The 19,766-nt window shown below is 59.0% G+C and carries 19 protein-coding genes; 7 read left to right on the top strand and 12 right to left on the bottom strand.

Going from position 1 to position 19,766, the window contains the following annotated elements:
- Positions 1 to 243 precede the first annotated feature (243 nt).
- From phoB to BM225_RS11645, 10 genes are all read right to left on the bottom strand, one after another.
- A complete protein-coding gene (phoB, locus tag BM225_RS11690; protein WP_072706461.1) occupies positions 244 to 933 on the bottom strand; it encodes a phosphate regulon transcriptional regulator PhoB in 690 nt (229 codons plus the stop codon).
- An 11-nt stretch (positions 934 to 944) separates the two neighbouring features.
- On the bottom strand, positions 945 to 1,676 hold the full coding sequence (gene phoU / locus BM225_RS11685; protein ID WP_072706462.1) for a phosphate signaling complex protein PhoU: 732 nt from the start codon (positions 1,674 to 1,676) through the stop codon (positions 945 to 947).
- 12 nt (positions 1,677 to 1,688) lie between these two features.
- Entirely contained in the window at positions 1,689 to 2,486 is a 798-nt protein-coding gene (gene pstB / locus BM225_RS11680) for a phosphate ABC transporter ATP-binding protein PstB (RefSeq protein ID WP_072706463.1), read from the bottom strand.
- 15 nt (positions 2,487 to 2,501) lie between these two features.
- Positions 2,502 to 3,842, bottom strand: a complete 1,341-nt coding sequence (pstA, locus tag BM225_RS11675) for a phosphate ABC transporter permease PstA (RefSeq protein WP_092464408.1) — start codon at positions 3,840 to 3,842, stop codon at positions 2,502 to 2,504.
- Positions 3,842 to 5,314, bottom strand: a complete 1,473-nt coding sequence (gene pstC, locus BM225_RS11670; RefSeq protein WP_072706465.1) for a phosphate ABC transporter permease subunit PstC — start codon at positions 5,312 to 5,314, stop codon at positions 3,842 to 3,844. The genes pstA and pstC overlap by 1 nt, the downstream gene beginning before the upstream one ends.
- A 97-nt stretch (positions 5,315 to 5,411) precedes the next feature.
- Entirely contained in the window at positions 5,412 to 6,440 is a 1,029-nt protein-coding gene (locus BM225_RS11665) for a substrate-binding domain-containing protein (RefSeq protein ID WP_072706466.1), read from the bottom strand.
- 232 nt (positions 6,441 to 6,672) lie between these two features.
- Positions 6,673 to 7,713 (bottom strand): sensor histidine kinase, encoded by a 1,041-nt coding sequence (locus BM225_RS11660; protein WP_092464406.1) that lies wholly within the window; start codon positions 7,711 to 7,713, stop codon positions 6,673 to 6,675.
- A gap of 126 nt (positions 7,714 to 7,839) precedes the next feature.
- Entirely contained in the window at positions 7,840 to 8,364 is a 525-nt protein-coding gene (locus BM225_RS11655; protein WP_072706468.1) for a gamma carbonic anhydrase family protein, read from the bottom strand.
- Positions 8,361 to 9,011 carry a guanylate kinase gene (gene gmk, locus BM225_RS11650; protein WP_072706469.1) on the bottom strand — a complete coding sequence of 217 codons (651 nt, stop codon included), beginning with the start codon at positions 9,009 to 9,011 and terminating at the stop codon, positions 8,361 to 8,363. Before gmk ends, BM225_RS11655 begins: the two co-directional genes overlap by 4 nt.
- Positions 9,011 to 9,898, bottom strand: coding sequence for a YicC/YloC family endoribonuclease (locus BM225_RS11645; protein WP_072706470.1), 888 nt, complete (start codon positions 9,896 to 9,898; stop codon positions 9,011 to 9,013). Before BM225_RS11645 ends, gmk begins: the two co-directional genes overlap by 1 nt.
- A gap of 213 nt (positions 9,899 to 10,111) precedes the next feature.
- On the opposite strand from BM225_RS11645, the gene BM225_RS11640 reads away from it, so the two are divergent.
- A complete protein-coding gene (locus tag BM225_RS11640) occupies positions 10,112 to 10,702 on the top strand; it encodes a PAS domain-containing protein (RefSeq protein ID WP_072706471.1) in 591 nt (196 codons plus the stop codon).
- Between the two features lie 14 nt (positions 10,703 to 10,716).
- On the opposite strand, the gene BM225_RS11635 is transcribed toward BM225_RS11640, so the two are convergent.
- A complete protein-coding gene (locus BM225_RS11635) occupies positions 10,717 to 12,090 on the bottom strand; it encodes a class II 3-deoxy-7-phosphoheptulonate synthase (protein WP_072706472.1) in 1,374 nt (457 codons plus the stop codon).
- A gap of 173 nt (positions 12,091 to 12,263) precedes the next feature.
- Between BM225_RS11635 and BM225_RS11630 the strand changes: the two genes are divergently transcribed.
- Complete coding sequence (locus BM225_RS11630; RefSeq protein ID WP_072706473.1) at positions 12,264 to 13,289, top strand: GlxA family transcriptional regulator; 1,026 nt, start codon at positions 12,264 to 12,266, stop codon at positions 13,287 to 13,289.
- Between the two features lie 3 nt (positions 13,290 to 13,292).
- Here BM225_RS11630 and BM225_RS11625 read toward each other — a convergent pair whose 3' ends face one another.
- Positions 13,293 to 14,357, bottom strand: coding sequence for a PQQ-dependent sugar dehydrogenase (locus tag BM225_RS11625; RefSeq protein WP_072706474.1), 1,065 nt, complete (start codon positions 14,355 to 14,357; stop codon positions 13,293 to 13,295).
- Between the two features lie 163 nt (positions 14,358 to 14,520).
- Here BM225_RS11625 and BM225_RS11620 point away from each other — a divergent pair, with 163 nt between their 5' ends.
- The 5 genes from BM225_RS11620 to BM225_RS11600 all read left to right on the top strand — a co-directional run bounded on the left by BM225_RS11620 (position 14,521) and on the right by BM225_RS11600 (position 19,720).
- Positions 14,521 to 15,717 (top strand): ABC transporter substrate-binding protein, encoded by a 1,197-nt coding sequence (locus BM225_RS11620; protein WP_072706475.1) that lies wholly within the window; start codon positions 14,521 to 14,523, stop codon positions 15,715 to 15,717.
- A 98-nt stretch (positions 15,718 to 15,815) separates the two neighbouring features.
- Positions 15,816 to 16,598, top strand: coding sequence for an ABC transporter ATP-binding protein (locus BM225_RS11615; protein ID WP_072706476.1), 783 nt, complete (start codon positions 15,816 to 15,818; stop codon positions 16,596 to 16,598).
- A 124-nt stretch (positions 16,599 to 16,722) separates the two neighbouring features.
- Entirely contained in the window at positions 16,723 to 17,406 is a 684-nt protein-coding gene (locus BM225_RS11610; protein WP_092464423.1) for an ABC transporter ATP-binding protein, read from the top strand.
- A gap of 2 nt (positions 17,407 to 17,408) precedes the next feature.
- Positions 17,409 to 18,419, top strand: a complete 1,011-nt coding sequence (locus BM225_RS11605; protein ID WP_072706478.1) for a branched-chain amino acid ABC transporter permease — start codon at positions 17,409 to 17,411, stop codon at positions 18,417 to 18,419.
- The gene (locus BM225_RS11600) at positions 18,416 to 19,720 is read left to right on the top strand and encodes a branched-chain amino acid ABC transporter permease (RefSeq protein WP_072706479.1); all 1,305 of its coding nucleotides are present in this window, start codon (positions 18,416 to 18,418) and stop codon (positions 19,718 to 19,720) included. Before BM225_RS11605 ends, BM225_RS11600 begins: the two co-directional genes overlap by 4 nt.
- Positions 19,721 to 19,766: the final 46 nt, after the last annotated feature.

The raw sequence follows: 19,766 nt of genomic DNA, 5'->3' as shown, positions 1-19,766 counted from the left end.
GAACGGAACCCCCAGGAAGTGTCTAGGCTGGCGCACGCCCACCGAAGCCTTCAGAGAAGAAATGATGAAGCTAAGATAGGAGAAGTTGTCGCAACGACCCTTGAGCCAACATGCTGATACAGCCCTACAGTATATACGAACGTACATTGTGGCCGATCCCTAGGAATCTCTCTGATTGGAAAAGACTCAGAAACAAACCAGGCGACCAATGGCCGCCTGCTGTTACGCGTTTATGTAATTTTTTCAGCCTAAGGCGTAGCCCGCGCCGCGCACCGTCCGCACCGGATCTTCGCCGCCGTGCTGACACAGCGCCTTGCGCAGTCGCCCGATGTGCACGTCGACTGTCCGCGTGTCCACGTAGATGTCGCGCCCCCAGACACGGTCCAAGAGCTGCTCGCGGCTCCAGACACGTCCAGGCTTTTCCATGAACGTGGTCAACAGTCGGAACTCGGTTGGCCCCAACTTCAGGGATTTCTCGTTGCGAAAGACTTTGTGCGTTTCGGCGTCCAGAACGATGTCTTCATACTCCAGCTTCACGCCGACGGTCGCAGGACGCGTCCGGCGCAGCTGTGCGCGCACACGGGCCATCAACTCGACCACAGAGTACGGCTTGATCACGTAGTCATCAGCGCCGGTCTCTAGTCCGCGGACACGGTCCACTTCTTCGGAACGTGCGGACAGCATGATCACCGGAATGCTACGCGTGTCGCCACGGGATTTCAGGCGGCGGCACACTTCGATGCCAGAAACGTTTGGCATCATCCAATCCAAGACGATCAGGTCCGGACGATCCTCGTCCACCATCATCAAGCCTTCTTCGCCGTTTTCGGCTCGGATCACGCGAAAGCCTTCGGCCTCTAGGTTATAGGTCAGGACTTCGCGCTGCGCCGGTTCGTCTTCAACGACCAGCACAGTGGGTTGTTCAGCACTCATTTCTCTGACCCTCAGTCGTTGTTCGCCATAGGATCGCCGTGCACTTCGTATGGCGTGCTATCGGCTTTGGGACGTTCTTCTTCGGGGTATTTGCCGGTGCTCACGTAGATCACCTGTTCCGCCAATGCGGTCACGTGGTCGCCCATGCGCTCTATGTTCTTGGCGATGAAATGCAGGTGCATGCACGCGGTGATGTTACGCGGATCTTCCATCATAAAGGTCAGGAATTCGCGGAACAGAGCGTTGTACATCTGGTCGACTTCTTTGTCGCGATTGATAACGACCTGAGCGAGTTCTGGGTCACGCTGGATATAGGAATCCAGGGCATCCTTGAGCATCAATTCGACCTCACGTGCCATGCGGCGGACTGCGCCGGACGAGCCCTCAATCGGGGTCATCTGAAGCAAGACCCCTGCCCGCTTGGCGATGTTTTTTGCATAATCGCCAATACGTTCGAGGTTGTTGCTCATCTTCATCACGGACAGAACAACGCGCAGGTCGCTGGCTGCGGGCGCGCGACGCGCGATCACAAAAGCGGTCTCTTCGTTGATCTGTTCCATCATGGCGTCGATGGCTTTGTCGCCCTTGCGGACCTTGTCTGCGAGTTCTTCGTCGCGCATCTCGAGCGCTTTGGCGCAGTCAAGGATCGCCGTTTCAACAAGGCCGCCCATCTTGATGATCAGAGCCTGAACGCCTTCGAGGTCGCGGTCGTAGGACGAGACAATGTGTTGTGAATCATTCATGTTTTCAGACCCTTATCCGATACGGCCGGTGATGTAGGACTCGGTGCGGCTGTCCTGCGGGTTGGTAAAGATTTGGCCGGTGTCACCAAACTCGACCAGATTACCAAGGTGGAAGAACGCGGTCTTCTGGCTGACACGCGCCGCCTGTTGCATCGAGTGCGTGACGATCACAACCGAGTACTGGTCGCGCAGTTCGTCAATCAGCTCTTCAACTTGGCTGGTGGCGATGGGGTCCAGTGCCGAGCACGGCTCGTCCATCAGCAGCACTTCAGGTTCAGTCGCAACGGCGCGCGCGATGCACAGACGCTGCTGCTGACCACCCGACAGACCGGTGCCCGGTGCGTGCAGACGGTCTTTGACTTCATTCCAGATCGCACCACGACGCAACGCCTTTTCAACGATCTCGTCCAGATCGGCCTTGTTCTTGGCCAGTCCGTGGATACGAGGGCCATAGGCGATATTGTCGTAAATCGATTTGGGGAACGGGTTCGGCTTTTGGAACACCATGCCGACCTTGGCGCGCAGCTGCACGGGATCGACACGCTTGTCGTAGATGTTTTCACCGTCCAGATTGATGTCACCTTCGACGCGACAAATATCGATCGTGTCATTCATGCGGTTCAGACAGCGCAGAAATGTTGACTTACCGCAGCCCGATGGGCCGATGAATGCGGTGACCGTGCGCGCCGGAATTTCGATGTTCACGTCCTTGATGGCGTGGGTGTCGCCGTAAAAGACTTGGACGTTGCGGGCCGAAATTTTGGTGTCTTGCTGAGCCACATTACGCTCCAGATTCGGGTTGTCGTACATAATCGTATCCTATCTTTACCAGCGGCGCTCGAAACGTCGGCGAAGGATGATGGCAATGATGTTCATCGTGATCAGGAACACCAGCAGAATGATGATGCCGCCCCAAGCACGTTCGTAATATGCGGGGTCAGCACGCTTGGCCCATTCATAGATCTGCGCGGGCATCGCGGAGTTCGGGTCCATGAAGCCTGCAATCGGGCCTGTGGGATAGTTGGACGCGATGTAGCCCACCATACCGATCAGCAAGAGCGGTGCGGTTTCCCCCAACGCCTGTGCCAGACCGATGATGGTGCCGGTCAGAATGCCGGGCATCGCCAAGGGCAGCACATGGTGGAACACTGACTGCATCTTGGACGCCCCCAGACCCAAGGCCGCATCACGGATCGACGGCGGCACCGACTTCAGCGAAGCACGCGTCGAAATAATGATGGTCGGCAGCGTCATCAGCGTCAGAACCAGACCACCGACCAAGGGTGCAGACTGCGGCAGGCCGGCGAACTGGATAAACACGGCCAGACCCAGAATACCGAAGACGATCGACGGCACGGCGGCAAGGTTCGAGATATTCACCTCGATCAGGTCGGTCCATTTGTTCTGAGGCGCGAATTCCTCGAGGTAGATCGACGCCGCGACGCCGATGGGCAGCGACAGGACCAGAACCACCAGCATCATGAACAGAGAGCCCAGCATCGACACGCCCATGCCTGCCTGCTCGGGGCGGCTTTCGGAGGCATCTGCACCGGTGATGAAGGACCAGTTAAACTCGCGCTTCACGATCCCCTTGGCGCGCAGTGCGTCGATGATATCAAGGTGAACAGCGTCGATATTCTTGTCGCGTGCGATGCTCTCGCGGGTCACGCGGTCCTTCAGGTAGCCATCCACGCGGCTCGCCGCCAGAATGCGGAAGTCCACGGTCTGACCAATCAGGTCGGGGTTCGCAATGACTACATCTCGGATTTGCGCCGCCGCACTGGCCGAAATCAGCGCCTTGGCTTCTTTGGCTTTCGCGAGAGGGTTTTTGTCCATCTTTGCAGAGATCGTGTCGTAGATCGCCTGCTCGATCAGCGGGTTATACCCAAAGGTCGAAACTTTCTTGATGTCCTCTGGATCGCGGTTCCCGTTTTTGTCCAGCTTGGCTTCATCCAGATAGACGGGCACTTCGATAAAGGTCTGCTGGAACGCGCCGACACCATTAAACAGGATGGTCGACAGCAGAATAATCAGGAACACCAGACCGGTCATAACGGCGGCAATGCCATACATCTTGAAGCGGGCTTCGGCGGCATTGCGCTGTTTCACGCGCGGACTGACAGTGAGAAGCGAAGACTTCGGGGTGTTGTTGGTCGCGTCGGTCATTACTCGTACTGCTCCCGATATTTGCGCACGATCACGAGCGCGAGGACGTTTAGGCCGAGCGTCATGACGAACAGGGTCATGCCGAGGGCAAAGGCAACAAGCGCTTCGGGGCTTGCAAAGTCCGCATCGCCGGTCAGCTGGCTGACGATCTTGGCGGTGACGGTGGTCATCGCCTCGAGCGGGTTCATGGACAGGCGGGCCGCGGCCCCTGCCCCAAGAACCACGATCATGGTTTCCCCTATCGCGCGGCTTGCGGCCAAGAGGACGGCACCTACGATGCCAGGCAGCGCGGCGGGCAGAACCACTTGCTTGACGGTTTCAGATTTCGTCGCGCCAAGGCCCAGCGAGCCATCGCGCATGGATTGGGGCACGGCGTTGATGATGTCGTCGGACAGCGAGCTGACAAAGGGGATCAGCATGATGCCCATCACGAGGCCTGCGGTAGTGACCGAAGATGCACCGGACATCCAGTCGACCCCCAACGCGCCGCCCGACCCGAACACGTTCACCAAAAGCGGGCCAACGGTCAGCAGGGCAAACAGACCGTAAACAATGGTCGGGATACCCGCGAGCACTTCGATCAGCGGTTTGGCGATGCCGCGCGCCTTGGGGCCCGCGTATTCAGAGAGGTAGATCGCAGCAAAGAGTCCGATCGGCACAGCAACCGCCAGCGCGATCACTGAAATATAGAGCGTACCCCAGAGCAGCGGCAGAACACCCAGCTCCGAACCGCCGCCAAAGCTTGGGCTCCACGTGGTGCCAAAGAAGAAGTCGGCCGCAGGGTACAGCTTGAAGAATTCGATCGTGTTGAACACCAACGACAACACGATACCCACGGTGGTCAGGATCGCAATCGACGCGGCCACAATCAGAATGGCGCGGATTGCCTTCTCGACCACATTACGGGCGCGGAAATCTTTGTTCGTGCGGCCATAGGCATAGACAAAGCCCGCGATCGCCAGCCCCAAAACCAGAGCGGTCATCGCCAGATTGGCGGTCGATGCCATGGCGCGATACTCTTGCGCCGCGCTCAAGGTCGTCGCGCTCACGTCAGAGCCCAGAGCCACGCCGACATCGGCCAGAATGGCGCGCACGTCGCTGACACCTGCTTGCAGACCAGAGGCCTCTGCGCTCGTCAGCGCGCCTTGTGTCACGGCCAGATCCAGACCATCCGCCACGCGGCGCACGTCACTCATGACCAGACCAAGCGTACTGCTTTCGGGGATCGCGCTTGCGGGAATATCAGCGGCGACCGAGTTGTTGATCACAATCGGCTGCACGATCAGCCAAGCGACCATCACCAGCAGCGCCGGTACAACCACAAATAGGCTGACATTCGTTCCGTAATAGACGGGAAGCGAATGCAGGTGGCGTACATCGCCATCAGCACTCGTCATCGCCTTGTGCCGGCCAAGACCATAGCCGACGACACCAAGCGCCAGTACGATCAACACTAACCAAAGAAGGGGCATATTAGCTCCGTGCGGTCCAAAAATCGGAAAGGAGCGCCGACCCGTCGGCGGCGCTCCCTGTTCGTATCAGACGTCCCGTTGGGCGTCTTTCATCCACTTACATGGTTTCTTCGTTCGCAACAGCTTCCTGAGTTGCGGTCAGCTCGGGATCCGAAACCAGACCGTACTCGGCCATCGGGCCATCGGGGCCAGCAATCTCGTCTGCGACGAAGAATTCTGCGTACTCTTTCAGGCCGGGGATGACGCCGATGTGCGCCTTCTTCACGTAGAAGTACAGCGGACGCGACACAGGGTATTCGCCGGTTGCGATCGAGTCAGTCGAGGGAACGACGCCCGACATGGTCGCCACTTTCAGCTTGTCGGTGTTGTTCTCGTAGAAGGCCAGACCAAAGACGCCAACACCGTTAGTGTTGCTGTCGATGCGGGCCAGAGTTTCGGTGTAGTCGCCGTCGATGTCGACCGATGCGCCATCGGTGCGGACTGCCATACACGCGGCTTCAACTGCGTCTTCGTCCATGCCCATTTCGGTCATAGCAGCTGCGGCGCCGGTGTCTTCACAGCCCTGCAGCAGAACTTTTTCTTCGAAAACTTCACGGGTGCCGTGCTTGGTGCCAGGGATGAAGGCAGCGATTTCTACTGCGGGCAGCTCTGCGTTTGCGTCGGCCCAAGTTGCTGCGGTGTTGGCAACCATTGCGCCATCAACGGGCTTCTCTGCGGCCAGAGCGTTGTACCAGTCTGCAGGCTCGAACGCGTTGAACGCGGGGCCGTCGATCTGCGAAGCGAACACGATGCCATCATAGCCGATGCGGACTTCGATGATGTCGGTCACGCCGGCTTCGGCACAAGCTGCGATCTCTTTGTCTTTGATTTTGCGCGATGCGTTTGCAACGTCGATGGTGTTCTCGCCAACGCCTTCACAGAAGCGCTTCAAGCCTGCCGACGAACCGCCCGATTCAACAACAGGGGTCGGGAAGTCGAAGTTTTCGCCAAAGGCTTCGGCAACGATCGAGGCGTAGGGCAGAACGGTCGACGAACCAGCAACCTGCACGTTGTCACGTGCAGCAGCGGCGGTGGCGGAAACAGCGGCGATCGCCAGGGTCGAGGCGGTCAGTTTCACGAAGGACATAGGGTAGCTCCTGTTATACTCGAACGGTCCGGATCGTTGTGGACCTTGAGGTGGGTGCTAAAGGTTGCTGACAACGCTTTTGCGACAGTTCTGTAACAGGTTTATGACACATACAGATTTTGTGCGTTTTTTGTGCGTGGACAGTTTTAAGTTACTGTTCAGCAATGGTTTTTTATCACCGCTCCACTCCAAATTTTTACCGGTGCATAGCATTAGCCAGACACCGCGCCGCTCAAAGTCTCGGTAATGTAACAGTAAATGTAGAGCCTTCACCCAGCGCACTAGAAATCTGAATCCGCCCGCGATGACGGTTAATGATATGCTTAACAATCGCCAGCCCCAATCCAGTGCCGCCCATCTCGCGAGAACGGTGTGAATCGACGCGGTAGAACCGTTCAGTCAGGCGCGGGATGTGAATCGGATCGATCCCCTGCCCTTGATCCGTGACCTCGACCCGCACAGCCGGGCCACGGACCGTAGGATCGCGGTCCAAGACCGTGACGGTGACGCTCACATCACCGCCGTTGCCCCCATACTTGATCGCGTTTTCGATGAGGTTGGTAAAAACTTGGTTCAACTGGTCGCAATCACCGTTCACCATCACCTCGCCGTTTGGCGCGGTCAGGTTCACGCTGATCCCCTTATCCTCGGCGATGGGCTCCAATGCCTTCACCGTGCTCTGGACCGTCCCAAGCAGATCAAGCTGCTGGCCTGGTCGAATGCGCTCTTCGCTTTCAACACGGCTCAGGGACAGTAGATCGCGGACCAAGCGATTCATGCGGCTGGCTTCGGTCTGCATGATCCCTAGAAAGCGATCCCGTGCACGTGCGTCATCTTTGGCAGGGCCGCGCAATGTCTCGATGAAGCCAAGCAGCGCAGTCAACGGTGTGCGCAATTCATGACTGACATTTGCCACGAAATCGCGGCGCATCTGACCGACATCTTCCAGCGGGCTCACGTCTTCGAAGGTGACAAGGACCCCTTGGAAGGCCTCGCCCTCAATCGCTGCTACTTTCAACGAGAACGTGCTCTCGCGGCTGCCAATGATCGTGCTGATCCGCGTCTGAAAGGTTTTGCGATCGCGAAAGCACTCGGCGATCGCACCGGTCAAGACGGGATTGCGTAGGGCCACTTCGTAATGGCGGTTGGCAAGTCCGGTGCCCCAAATCTCTTCGGCCAGAGTGTTCAAACAGACCAGTCGGCGACTTTGGTCAACCACCATTGCAGCCAGAGGCAGACCATCGACAATGGTCTTGATGGGCATAAGGTCCATGCGAACGCTCCTCATTTTTCGAAAATTATCGCCGCTGCTTGTCACGAGAATGTAACAGTTTTGCTACAGAGCGGCCTCGGACAGCGGCACTGGGGTGTGCGGCCGTAGCGGCACACCCCGTCCAGATCAGTCGATCTTGGTCAGTCCGGCACGGAACCGGCGCATGTTTTCTTGGTAGCCGATGGCCGATTTGCGCAGACCTTCGATGGCCTCTTCGCTCAGTTCGCGCACGACTTTCCCCGGCGCGCCCATCACGAGCGACCCATCGGGGATCTCTTTGCCCTCGGTGACCAAAGCCCCTGCCCCGATCAAGCAGTTGTTCCCGATTTTGGCGCCGTTCAGGATGGTTGCGCCCATGCCAATCAGGGTGTTGTCTCCAACGGTGCAGCCATGCAGCATCGCCTTGTGGCCGATGGTACAGCCCTCGCCAATCATCAGCGGGTACCCCATGTCGGTGTGCAGCACGCAGTTCTCTTGCACGTTGCTGCCCGCGCCCACGCGGATTTCCTCGTTATCGCCGCGAAGGGTGCAACCGAACCAAACCGACCCTGCCGGTTCAACCACGATCTTGCCAATCAGGTTGGCGTCAGGGGCGATCCACGTGTCTTCGGCAATATCGGGTGAAATTCCGTCCAATGCGTATAGTGTCAAATGTCGAGCTCCTCGAATTGGTCCTGAAGGGCGCGGACGTGTTTCACCAGACCGGGCTGTTGCAAGCGGCGCAGGCGGGTGGCGGTCAGGATCGACTTCAGCATTTCTTCGGTCTTATCCAGATCGTCGTTCACCAGCACATAGTCATAGCTGCCCCAGTGGCTGATCTCGTCCCAGCTTTTCTTCATGCGCTTGGTAATGGTGTCTTCGTCATCCTGATTCCGGCTGATCAGGCGGCGGTGCAATTCGGGGATCGACGGCGGCAGGATGAAAATCGACAGCGTGTGCTGCCCAAGCGCCGAATTTCGAATTTGCTGTGCGCCCTGCCAATCGATGTCGAACAGCACATCATTGCCATCGTCGATCGCAGCCTGCACCGGGCCCTTGGGCGAGCCGTAGAAATTCCCAAAAACGTGGGCGTGCTCCAGCATCTCGTCATCGCTGACCATGTGTTTGAAGTCGGACTCGCTGACGAACTGGTAGTCCTTCCCGTCCACTTCACCGGGACGGGGTTTACGCGTGGTCGCAGAAACCGAAAAGGACAGCGTCGGATCCCACGCCATCAGGCGCTTGGCCAAGGTCGATTTGCCCGCTCCCGAAGGCGAGGACAGGATAACAAGAAGGCCGCGGCGGGTATCGTGGGGCATTATTCTACGTTCTGAATTTGTTCGCGCATCTGGTCGATGGTGACTTTCATCTCAAGCCCCAATTCGGTCAGACCGCTGTGTTGCGATTTCGAGCAAAGCGTGTTGGCTTCGCGGTTGAACTCCTGACACAGGAAGTCGAACTTCCGGCCAATCGGTACATCAGTGGAAACCAACTGGCGCGCGGCGGCGACGTGCGCGTCCAGACGGTCCAGTTCCTCGGTCACATCGGATTTGACGGCCAGCACGGCGGCCTCTTGGTGCAGACGGCCCGCATCCAGTTGCTCTGTCTCCAGCAGACGCGCCATCCCTGCGCGCAAGACTTCGGCCTGCGCTTCGGCGCGCGCCGGCAGGATGGCACGGATGGAGGTCAGCTGCCCTGCAATGGCATCCAGATGGCGGGTAATCACCGCAGACAGAGCGGCCCCTTCGGCGGCACGGCTGTCGACAAACGCCTTTAGCGCAAAGTCAAAATCACTGAGCAAGAGCGCACTCAGGGCATCTGTCATCCCGTCATTGCGCGCATCTTCGGACAGGACACCACGCATCCCAAGCACATCCGCAGCCGAGGTCGCCCCAAGGGCCAGACCACGATGCGCGGCTCGCTCTTGGACCAACGCCAACAGATCAAGCGTACGGTCCAGATGATCTGTATCAATTGACGTACCTGCTGTGCTGCCATCTGCATAAATGCGCAGGCCGATGGTGACATTGCCCCGCGCGATGGCCGCGCCTATGCGTTTGCGCATCTCAGCTTCTAGTGTGGAACACCAGTCAGGCATCCGGATGCGCAGGTCCAGCCCCTTGCCGTTGACACTACGCAACTCCCATTGCCAGCGCAGCCCTTCGCCTTGGTTTTCGAGACTGGCATATCCGGTCAGTGATTTCATGCTCGTTCCTTTATTCTGGCGCCCACTATGCCTGCCATGGCCCCACGTGCAAGAGGCAGCCCCGTCCACGCGTTAACCGGTTCTTCAGGTTTGGCGGGATTTTAAAGAGAAACTCTGTCAAATTCCCCTCGTAAGCGATGGAAATACCCCGAAACTTCCAAACGAGTTTTCGGCTCCTTTGCATCAACGAATTGAAAAACAGGAGGCTGCACTATGGGAGTGGTGCTGAGCTTGGCCGATTTCATCAAAGGGGCCCCACCGAGTGCCCTGCAGGACGTCGGCGCATACTGGCAAAGCTTGCGCGTGGACGGCGCTCTGCCGAAACGTAGTGATCTGCGGCCCAAGGATATGGCTGATCATCTGGACAAGGTCTTCTTGCTAGAGCGGATCGGTACAGGCCACGTCCGATTTCGGTTGTGTGGCAGTGTCTTGTGCGACGTTCTTGGCATGGACCTGCGGGGAATGCCCCTGTCTGCCCTGTTCGAGATGCCCTATCGTGACCAGCTGAGCGGATTGATCGAAGAATGTTTTCAGCGTCCTGCGATCCTGCAGATGCGGCTGTCTGCCGGATGGTCCGCCACGGGTAATTACCGCATGAACCTATGGCCGATGCTGTCGGATTTGGGCGATGCGAGCCGTATTTTGGGCTGTCTTGTCGCCGATGATGGCAGCGGCCCGACCAAACGGTTCCGGCTGGATTATGCCTCGACCGATGCGTTGTGCGGCGCGGTGCACCCCCCGAAAATGGAAAAACCGGCCCCGCTCGGGACCGGCTTCGAATTGATCGACGGTGGGGCGGACTAACCGCCCCATTGCCTTTAGCTGGCCAGCGCGGCGGCTGCCTGCTCTGCGTTGCGCTTCGACAGTTCTTCGGCCACGAGGAAAGCGAGCTCCAGCGATTGCGATGCGTTCAGGCGCGGGTCGCAAGCGGTGTGGTAGCGATCCGACAGATCCTCGTCGGTGACAGCGCGAACACCGCCGGTGCACTCTGTCACGTCTGCGCCGGTCATCTCGAAATGCATGCCGCCGGGGATGGTGCCCTCGGCTTTGTGGATCGCGAAGAACTCTTTGACCTCATTCAACACGCTGTTGAAGGCGCGGGTCTTGTAGCCGGTCGACGATTTGGTGGTGTTTCCGTGCATCGGGTCACAGGACCAAACGACGTTTGCCCCCTCTTCCTGAACGGCCTTGATCAGGCGCGGCAGGTGATCGCCAACGGCGCCAGCGCCAAAACGCGCGATCAGGGTCAGACGGCCCGCTTCGTTCTGGGGGTTCAGCTTGTTCAGCAGGATCTTCAGATCTTCAGCGGTCGTGGTCGGGCCGCACTTCAGGCCGATTGGGTTCTGAACGCCGCGCAGGAATTCCACATGCGCCCCATCAGGCTGACGGGTACGGTCGCCGATCCACAGCATGTGGCCGGAACCAGCCAGCCATTTGCCGCTGGTCGAATCTACGCGGGTCAGCGCTTCTTCGTACTCAAGCAGCAGGCTCTCGTGGCTGGTGTAGAAATCCACACTCTGCAGGGTGTGCTGCTGGCTGCTGTCCACGCCTGCGGCCTTCATGAAGTCCAGCGCGTCGCTGATGCGGGTCGCCATGGCGCGATATTTCTCGGCCTTCTCGCCTTCGGTAAACCCAAGGGTCCAGCTGTGCACTTCGTTTACGTCGGCGTAACCGCCGCTCGAGAACGCGCGCAGCAGGTTCAGAGTCGCCGCCGCCTGAGTGTAGGCCTCCAGCATCTTGTTCGGGTTCGGGATGCGCGATTCCGGCGTGAAATCCAGATCGTTGATGATGTCGCCACGGTAGCTGGGCAGTTCCACGCCATCCTTGACCTCAGTCGGGGCCGAGCGCGGTTTCGCAAACTGGCCCGCCATGCGGCCAACTTTGACCACGGGCACCTTGGCACCGTAAGTCAAAACCATCGCCATCTGCAGCATCACCTTGAAGGTGTCACGGATCAGGTCCGCGCTGAACTGCTGGAAACTCTCTGCGCAATCGCCACCCTGCAGCAGGAACGCTTCGCCGCGGCCCGCTTTGGCCAGCTCGGCCTTCAGCTTGCGGGCCTCTCCGGCAAAAACCAAGGGTGGATACGAAGAGAGTTTGGCCTCTGCAGCCGCCAGGGCGGCAGAATCGGTATACTCAGGCATCTGCACTCGGGGCAGGTTGCGCCAGGTCGATTTGCTCCACTCGGTCATCTCTCTCTCCGCTTATGAGATGTGAAAAGTGCAACCGCTATACATAACCAGAAAAGCGATGGCCATAACCGTTTTGCCAAAGACCCTTGACGTCGGGTTTCAGACTGGTCGAAATGGCTCCTTAAAATTTGGCGGAAGTCACTCCCGCCCCACGCCTATGACGGAGCGCTGGCATGGCCCAGACGGAAAGACTCGTTATCCCGATCGAAAATGCGGGCAACAAACCCAGACATTTTGTCTTTGCCCTGTTGGATCGTTTTACGCTGATGGCCTTCACCTCGGTGGTCGAAGGTCTGCGCATTGCCAACCGTATGGCCGATAAGCAAATCTATACGTGGACTCTGGTTGGCGAAGGCGGTGGTACCGTTACCAGCTCTTCTGGAGTTGAGTTCAAGCTGGATTCCGACCTTGAGGACCTGCCCCGCGATTCCACCATTCTGGTGTGTGGCGGCGTCGAAGTTCAGAAGTCGACGACCAAGCGCTTGCTGAGCTGGTTGCGGAAGGAATCCCGCCGCGGAGCGCCCATCGGCGGGCTTTGTACGGCCTCTTACGTTCTGGCCAAGGCGGGCCTGCTGGATGGCAAGCGCGCGACCATCCACTGGGAGAATCAGGACAGCTTCACCGAAGAGTTTGACGAGATTGATCTGACCAAATCCGTGTTTGTGGTGGACGGAAACCGGATCACAGCGGCTGGCGGCACTGCCTCGATCGACTTGATGCTGAAAATTATTGCAGATGATCACGGCGAAGATTTGTCGAACGCGGTGGCTGACCAGCTGATCTACAGCTCGATCCGAACGGACCGCGACACCCAACGCTTGTCGATCCCGACCCGCATCGGCGTGCGCCATCCCAAGCTGTCGCAAGTCATCCAGATGATGGAAAAGAACATTGAGGAGCCGATCAGCCCAGCCATTTTGGCCAAAGACGTGGGCATGTCCACGCGCCAGCTGGAACGCCTGTTCCGCCGCTATCTGAACCGCAGCCCCAAACGCTATTACATGGAACTGCGACTGTCCAAGGCCCGCAACCTGTTGATGCAGACCGACATGAGCGTGATTAACGTGGCGCTGGCCTGCGGCTTTGCCAGCCCCTCGCATTTCTCCAAGTGCTATCGCGCGCACTATGAAACCACTCCCTATCGTGAGCGCGGCAGCCAAGGCACACGCCGCAACGAAGAGCCCGAAGATCTGGAATAGTCCTTAGGGCTCAAGCCGGTAGAGCGCGCCGTTAATTTCTGACAGGAAATAGATCGCACCATCCGGCCCCTCGACCACGTCGCGCACGCGCATGGTTTCGGGGGTCTGGATGCGCTCGACCTCTTGCATCGTGTCTGCATCAACGCGGGCGATCATGTCGAACTTCAGCGACCCGACGAGGAAGTCCCCCTTCCATTCGTCATTCAGTGCACCGCTGTAAATCGCCATCCCGCTGGGGGCGATAGAGGGGTCCCAGTAGAACTCGGGCTGCTCCATGCCGTCTTTGGCCGTGCCCTCGCCGATTCTGGCCCCGCTATAGTGGCGGCCATAGGAAATGACCGGCCAACCGTAGTTTGCACCGCGCTTGATCCGGTTAATCTCGTCGCCACCCCGTGCGCCGTGTTCGTCCACCCACAGATTGCCTTGGGCATCCAGCGCCGCGCCCTGCGGATTACGATGTCCGTAACTGTAGATTTCCGGCTGCACACCCGATTGCCCGACAAAGGGGTTGTCCTCTGGAACCGAGCCATCCCGATTGATCCGAATGACGCTTCCGTTGTGCCGGTTCAGATCCTGCGCCAAGTCGGCATCGCCACGTTCGCCAATCGTCAGGAACAGCGTCCCATCGGTGGCTTCGACGATCCGGCTGCCAAAGTGGTTCCCGCCGCTGCTGCCTGCGGTCATCACGAACAGGTCGCGCACATCCGTGAGTTCGGACGCGCCGTCTGCCAGAATACCCCGAGTAAGCGCCGTTCCTTGACCGCTTGATAAATTCTTGGCGTAGCTCAGAAAAACCTCTCGGCTGTCAGCAAAGTCCCTCGGAACCATGACATCTAGAAGTCCGCCCTGCCCGATCTCGCGGATTTGAGGCAACCCGCCGATGCGCGTGGCGGTGCCATCCGACAACAGGATCAACTCTCCTGCCTTTTCGGTTACTAGAATGCCACCATCGGGCAGAAAACCCACAGCCCACGGCGCATCAAAACCGCGCGCCACTGGTGTAATCTCGGGCTCCGCATGGGCGGCCCCCGCTAGGCAAATCGTCAAAGCTAAAATGGATCGGCGCATAGTGTCCTCCTTTACGTAAGACCTAGCATGGCTGAACGGTCTCTGGGCTGACGATTGCGTGTATCAAAGGGTCAGGAGGTGCCGTCGCTTCACCTCTTTCTTTTTCCACAAAGCCGTCCTAGGCTTCGCACCGGACAACGCGTTCCAACTGGGAGAAAAATCAATGAAAAAGCTTCTGCTGGCCACTGCGGCCACCGCTCTGACCGCAGGTGCGGCGATGGCCGAAGGCCACGGCGAAACTGTCAAAATGGGCGTTATTCTGGGCTTTACCGGGCCTATCGAATCCCTGACCCCCGCGATGGCAGACTCGGCCGAACTCGCGATGAAAGAAATCAACGACGCTGGCGGTCTGCTGGGTGGCAAGATGCTCGAAGCTGTGCGCGCGGATTCGACCTGCGTTGATGCAGCGGGCGCAACCGCAGCCGCTGAACGCCTGATCACCTCGGATGGTGTGGCCGCGATCATGGGCGCGGACTGCTCGGGCGTGACCGGCGCGATCCTGACCAACGTGGCTGTGCCCAATGGCATCGTCATGGTCTCGCCCTCGGCGACCAGCCCCGGCCTGTCGACCGTCGAAGATAACGGCCTGTTCTTCCGCACTGCTCCGTCGGACGCGCGTCAGGGTGTCGTTCTGTCGGACATCCTGATGGACAAGGACATCAAGGAAGTCGCCGTCACCTACACCAACAACGACTACGGCAAGGGCCTGAGCGATAGCTTTATCGCAGCCTACGAAGAAGCCGGCGGCACCGTCACCATCAACGCACCCCACGAAGACGGCAAAGCCGACTACTCGGCCGAAGTTGGCGCTCTGGCTTCGGCGGGTGGCGACGTGCTGGTCGTGCTGGGCTACACCGACCAAGGCGGCCGCGGCGTGATCCAAGGCGCGCTCGACACCGGTGCATTCGACACCTTCATGCTGGGTGACGGCATGTATGGCGACCAGCTGGTTGCTGATCTGGGTGACGACATGGAAGGCTCGTTCGGTGCGGTTCCGTGGTCCGAAGGCGAAGGCACAACGGCCTTTGCCGCTATGGCAGTTGACGCGGACATCAACCCCGAAGGTGCCTACACCCGTGAAAGCTATGATGCAGCGGCGCTGATCGCTCTGGCGATGGCAGCAGGCGGCGAAGCGACCTCGGCTGCGGCAGCATCCAAGCTGCTTGAAGTGGCGAACGCCCCTGGCGAGCCCATCCTACCCGGTGAACTTGGTAAAGCGCTCGAGATTCTGGCGAATGGCGGCGACATCGACTACGTCGGCGCAACCAACGTCGAACTCATCGGCCCCGGCGAAGCGGCTGGCACCTACCGCGAGTACGTGATCACCGGCAGCGCGTACGAGACCGAGAACATCCGCTAAACGTGACCTAACGTTACACAGTGCAGCCCGGCTTGTCCGGGCTGTGCTTTTATGACAAAGCGCCAACGCTTGAATAAAAAGCACGGAGAGAACACACCGTGATACGGGTTGAAAACCTGCACAGACATTTTGGCGGCTTTCGCGCGGTGGATGGGGCCACGCTAGAGATTGCCAAAGGGTCGATTACCGGATTGGTCGGGCCAAACGGCGCGGGCAAGTCCACCTTGTTTAACGTCATCGCTGGCGCACTGCCCCCGACGTCGGGAAAAGTCTACTTGGATGGCGAGGACATCACCGGTCTGCCGCCCCACGAATTGTTCGCCAAGGGGCTGCTTCGGACGTTCCAGATTGCCCACGAGTTCAGTTCAATGACCGTGCGCGAGAACCTGATGATGGTTCCCCCTGCGCAAACGGGCGAGAATCTGTGGAACAGTTGGTTTCAGCGCGGCAAGATTGCCCGCGAGGAAGAAGCCCTGCGCCGCAAGGCCGACGAGGTTCTGGAGTTCCTGACGATCACCCACGTTGCCGATGAAAAGGCCGGCAACCTGTCGGGCGGTCAGAAAAAGCTGCTCGAACTCGGCCGCACCATGATGGTCGACGCCAAGATCGTATTTCTGGACGAGGTCGGCGCGGGCGTAAACCGCACGCTGCTGAACACCATCGGCGACGCGATCATCCGCCTGAATCAGGAAAAGGGCTATACCTTCTGCGTGATCGAACATGACATGGATTTCATCGGGCGCTTGTGCGACCCCGTGATCGTCATGGCCGAGGGCAAGAAGCTGGCCGAAGGTACGATCGAGGAGATCAAGTCCAACGAACAGGTGATCGAGGCCTATCTGGGCACGGGCCTGAAGAACAAAGATCAGGTGGGCGTATGAGCGGCTGGCGTAGCTGGGGGGCCGTCTGCCCCCCGTCGATGCGCGGCATCGACTCCCCCCGAGAGTATTTTGGCAAAGATGAAAGGGGCGCGTTGTGACTTCGTCCTTTTTGAGTGCGACCGACATGGTTGGTGGCTACGGGCGCGGGCCGGACATTTTGCATGGTGTGACGATCGAGGTGGATCGCGGCGAGATTGCTGTGATCGTGGGCCCGAACGGCGCAGGCAAATCGACCGCGATGAAGGCTGTGTTCGGGATGCTGAATGTGCATTCCGGATCGGTGATGTTCGATGGCGAAGATATTCGCACCCTGACCCCGCAGGCCCGCGTGGCCAAGGGCATGGGTTTTGTCCCGCAGACGCACAACATCTTTACGTCTATGAGTGTGGAAGATAACCTCGAGATGGGGGCTTTTCTGCGCAAGGATGATTTCGCGGACACCATGGAACAGGTCTATGATCTGTTCCCGATCCTGAAAGAGAAGCGCAACCAGCATGCGGGCGAGCTGTCCGGCGGTCAGCGTCAGCAGGTGGCCGTGGGCCGCGCGCTGATGACCCAGCCCAAGCTCTTGATGCTGGACGAGCCGACGGCAGGTGTGAGCCCGATCGTGATGGACGAGCTTTTTGACCGGATCATCGAAGTCGCGCGCACGGGCATTTCCATTTTGATGGTGGAGCAGAACGCCCGACAAGCACTTGAAATCGCGGACAAAGGCTATGTTCTGGTGCAGGGCGCGAATGCTCATACCGGAACGGGCAAGGAATTGCTGGCCGATCCGCAAGTCCGCAAATCTTTCTTGGGGGGCTGAGGATGGACATCCTGAATACACTCGTCCTGCTTGCGAATTTCGTGTTCGTGCCCGCCATTGCCTATGGCAGCCAATTGGCGCTCGGGGCGCTGGGAGTCACGCTGATCTATGGCATTCTGCGGTTCTCGAACTTTGCCCACGGGGACACCATGGCCTTTGGCACGATGGTGACGGTGCTGGTGACGTGGCTGCTGCAAAGTTGGGGTGTCTCGCTGGGGCCGCTGCCTACGGCGCTACTTGCCCTGCCCTTTGGTATTGCGGTGACGGCGGCGCTGGTGCTGTGGACGGACCGCGTGGTTTACAAATTCTATCGCAAACAAAAGGCCAAGCCGGTCATTCTGGTGATCGTCTCCATGGGCGTGATGTTCGTGATGAACGGTCTGGTGCGTTTTATCATCGGGCCCGATGACCAGCGGTTCGCGGATGGTGAACGCTTCATCATCGGCGCGCGGGATTTCAAGAAGATGACCGGCCTGGACGAGGGCTTGGCGATCAAGACCTCTCAGGGTTTGACCGTTGTGACCGCTGTTCTGGTGGTCGCCGCGCTGTTCTGGTTCCTGAACCACACACGTACCGGAAAATCCATGCGTGCCTATTCGGACAACGAAGATCTGGCACTGCTGTCAGGGATCAACCCCGAACGGGTGGTTGCCGTAACGTGGATCCTCGTGGCAGCTTTGGCCACGGTCGCAGGTGTGCTCTATGGCCTAGACAAGAGCTTCAAACCCTTCACGTATTTCCAGCTCCTGCTGCCGATCTTTGCTTCTGCCATTGTGGGCGGATTGGGCAGTCCTTTGGGCGCGATCGCGGGTGGTTTTGTCATCGCGTTTTCCGAGGTGACCATCACCTATGCATGGAAAAAGGCCGCTGGCTACATCCTGCCTGAATCGCTGGCGCCCGATGGGCTGCTGCAGCTCTTGGCGGTGGATTACAAATTCGCTGTCAGCTTTGTCATTCTGGTGGTGGTGTTGCTGTTCAAGCCCACCGGCCTGTTCAAGGGGAAATCGGTATGAACGACACCGTGAAAACAACCGCGCTGTTCGGTCTGGTGGCGGTTCTGATCCTTGGCACCGGCTTTTTCCAAAGCTGGAACTCGGCGCTTGGCATTCTGAACATGGGTCTGATCAGCGCGATCATGGCTATGGGCGTGAACCTGCAATGGGGCTTTGCGGGCCTGTTTAACGTCGGGATCATGGGATTTGTCGGGCTTGGCGGTCTGGCGACTGTGCTCGTGTCGATGCCGCCCGTACCCGCCGCTTGGGCGGCTGGGGGCGTCAACATCTGGGTCGCACTTCTGGTTGGGGCGCTGTCTTTGGCGGCTGTGATCTTGGTGCGCTCGCGCCTGCCCCAAGGCAACCTGCGCGCCGTCGTGACTTGGGTTCTGCTGATCGCAGGGTTTGCCATCTACCGCAGTCTGTTTGATCCTGCGCGCGACGCCATTGAAAAGGTGAACCCCGCCCTAGAGGGATACCTCGGCGGCCTTGGCCTGCCCGTTCTGTTGGCGTGGCCTGTGGGCGGTTTGCTGGCTGCGGGCGCCGCGTGGATCATCGGCAAAACCGCTTTGGGTCTGCGCAGCGACTATCTGGCCATCGCGACGCTTGGCATTGCCGAGATCATCATCGCGATCATGAAGAACGAAGACTGGCTGGCGCGCGGCGTGAAAAACGTAAACGGCCTGCCCCGCCCGCTGCCCTACGAGATTGATTTGCAAGCCGATCCGTCCTTTGTGGAAAAGGCAGCGTCGTTCGGGCTGGACCCAGTGACCGCGTCAACGCTCTACGTGAAGCTGGGGTATAGCGTTCTGTTCACCATCGTTCTGCTGATCATCCTGTTCCTGATGCAGCGCTCGCTGCACAGCCCTTGGGGCCGGATGATGCGCGCGATCCGCGATAACGAAGACGCCGCCCGCGCGATGGGCAAGAACGTGACCCGTCGCCACCTGCAAATCTTCATCCTCGGCTCTGCGATCTGCGGTTTGGCGGGTGCGATGATGACCACGCTGGACGGACAGTTGACACCGGGCACCTATCAGCCTCTGCGCTACACCTTCCTGATTTGGGTGATGGTGATCGTGGGCGGGTCGGGCAACAACCTGGGCGCTGTGCTCGGGGGGTTCCTGATCTGGTTCCTGTGGGTGCAGGTCGAACCCTTTGGCCGCTGGCTGATGGAGCTCGTGACCGCTGGCATGGAGCCTGGCAATGCTCTGCGCGAACACCTGCTGGCATCCGCTGCGCATATGCGTTTGCTGACCATGGGGCTTGTGATGCTCGTGATGCTCAGGTTTAGCCCGCGCGGCTTGCTGCCTGAGAAATAAGGTACAAGGGCGCTCTGATCGGAGCGCCCTTTCTCTTTTCTGTACT

Source organism: Donghicola eburneus, assembly GCF_900115865.1.
GTDB lineage: Bacteria > Pseudomonadota > Alphaproteobacteria > Rhodobacterales > Rhodobacteraceae > Donghicola > Donghicola eburneus.
This window is presented reverse-complemented; position numbering and strand designations above follow the sequence as displayed.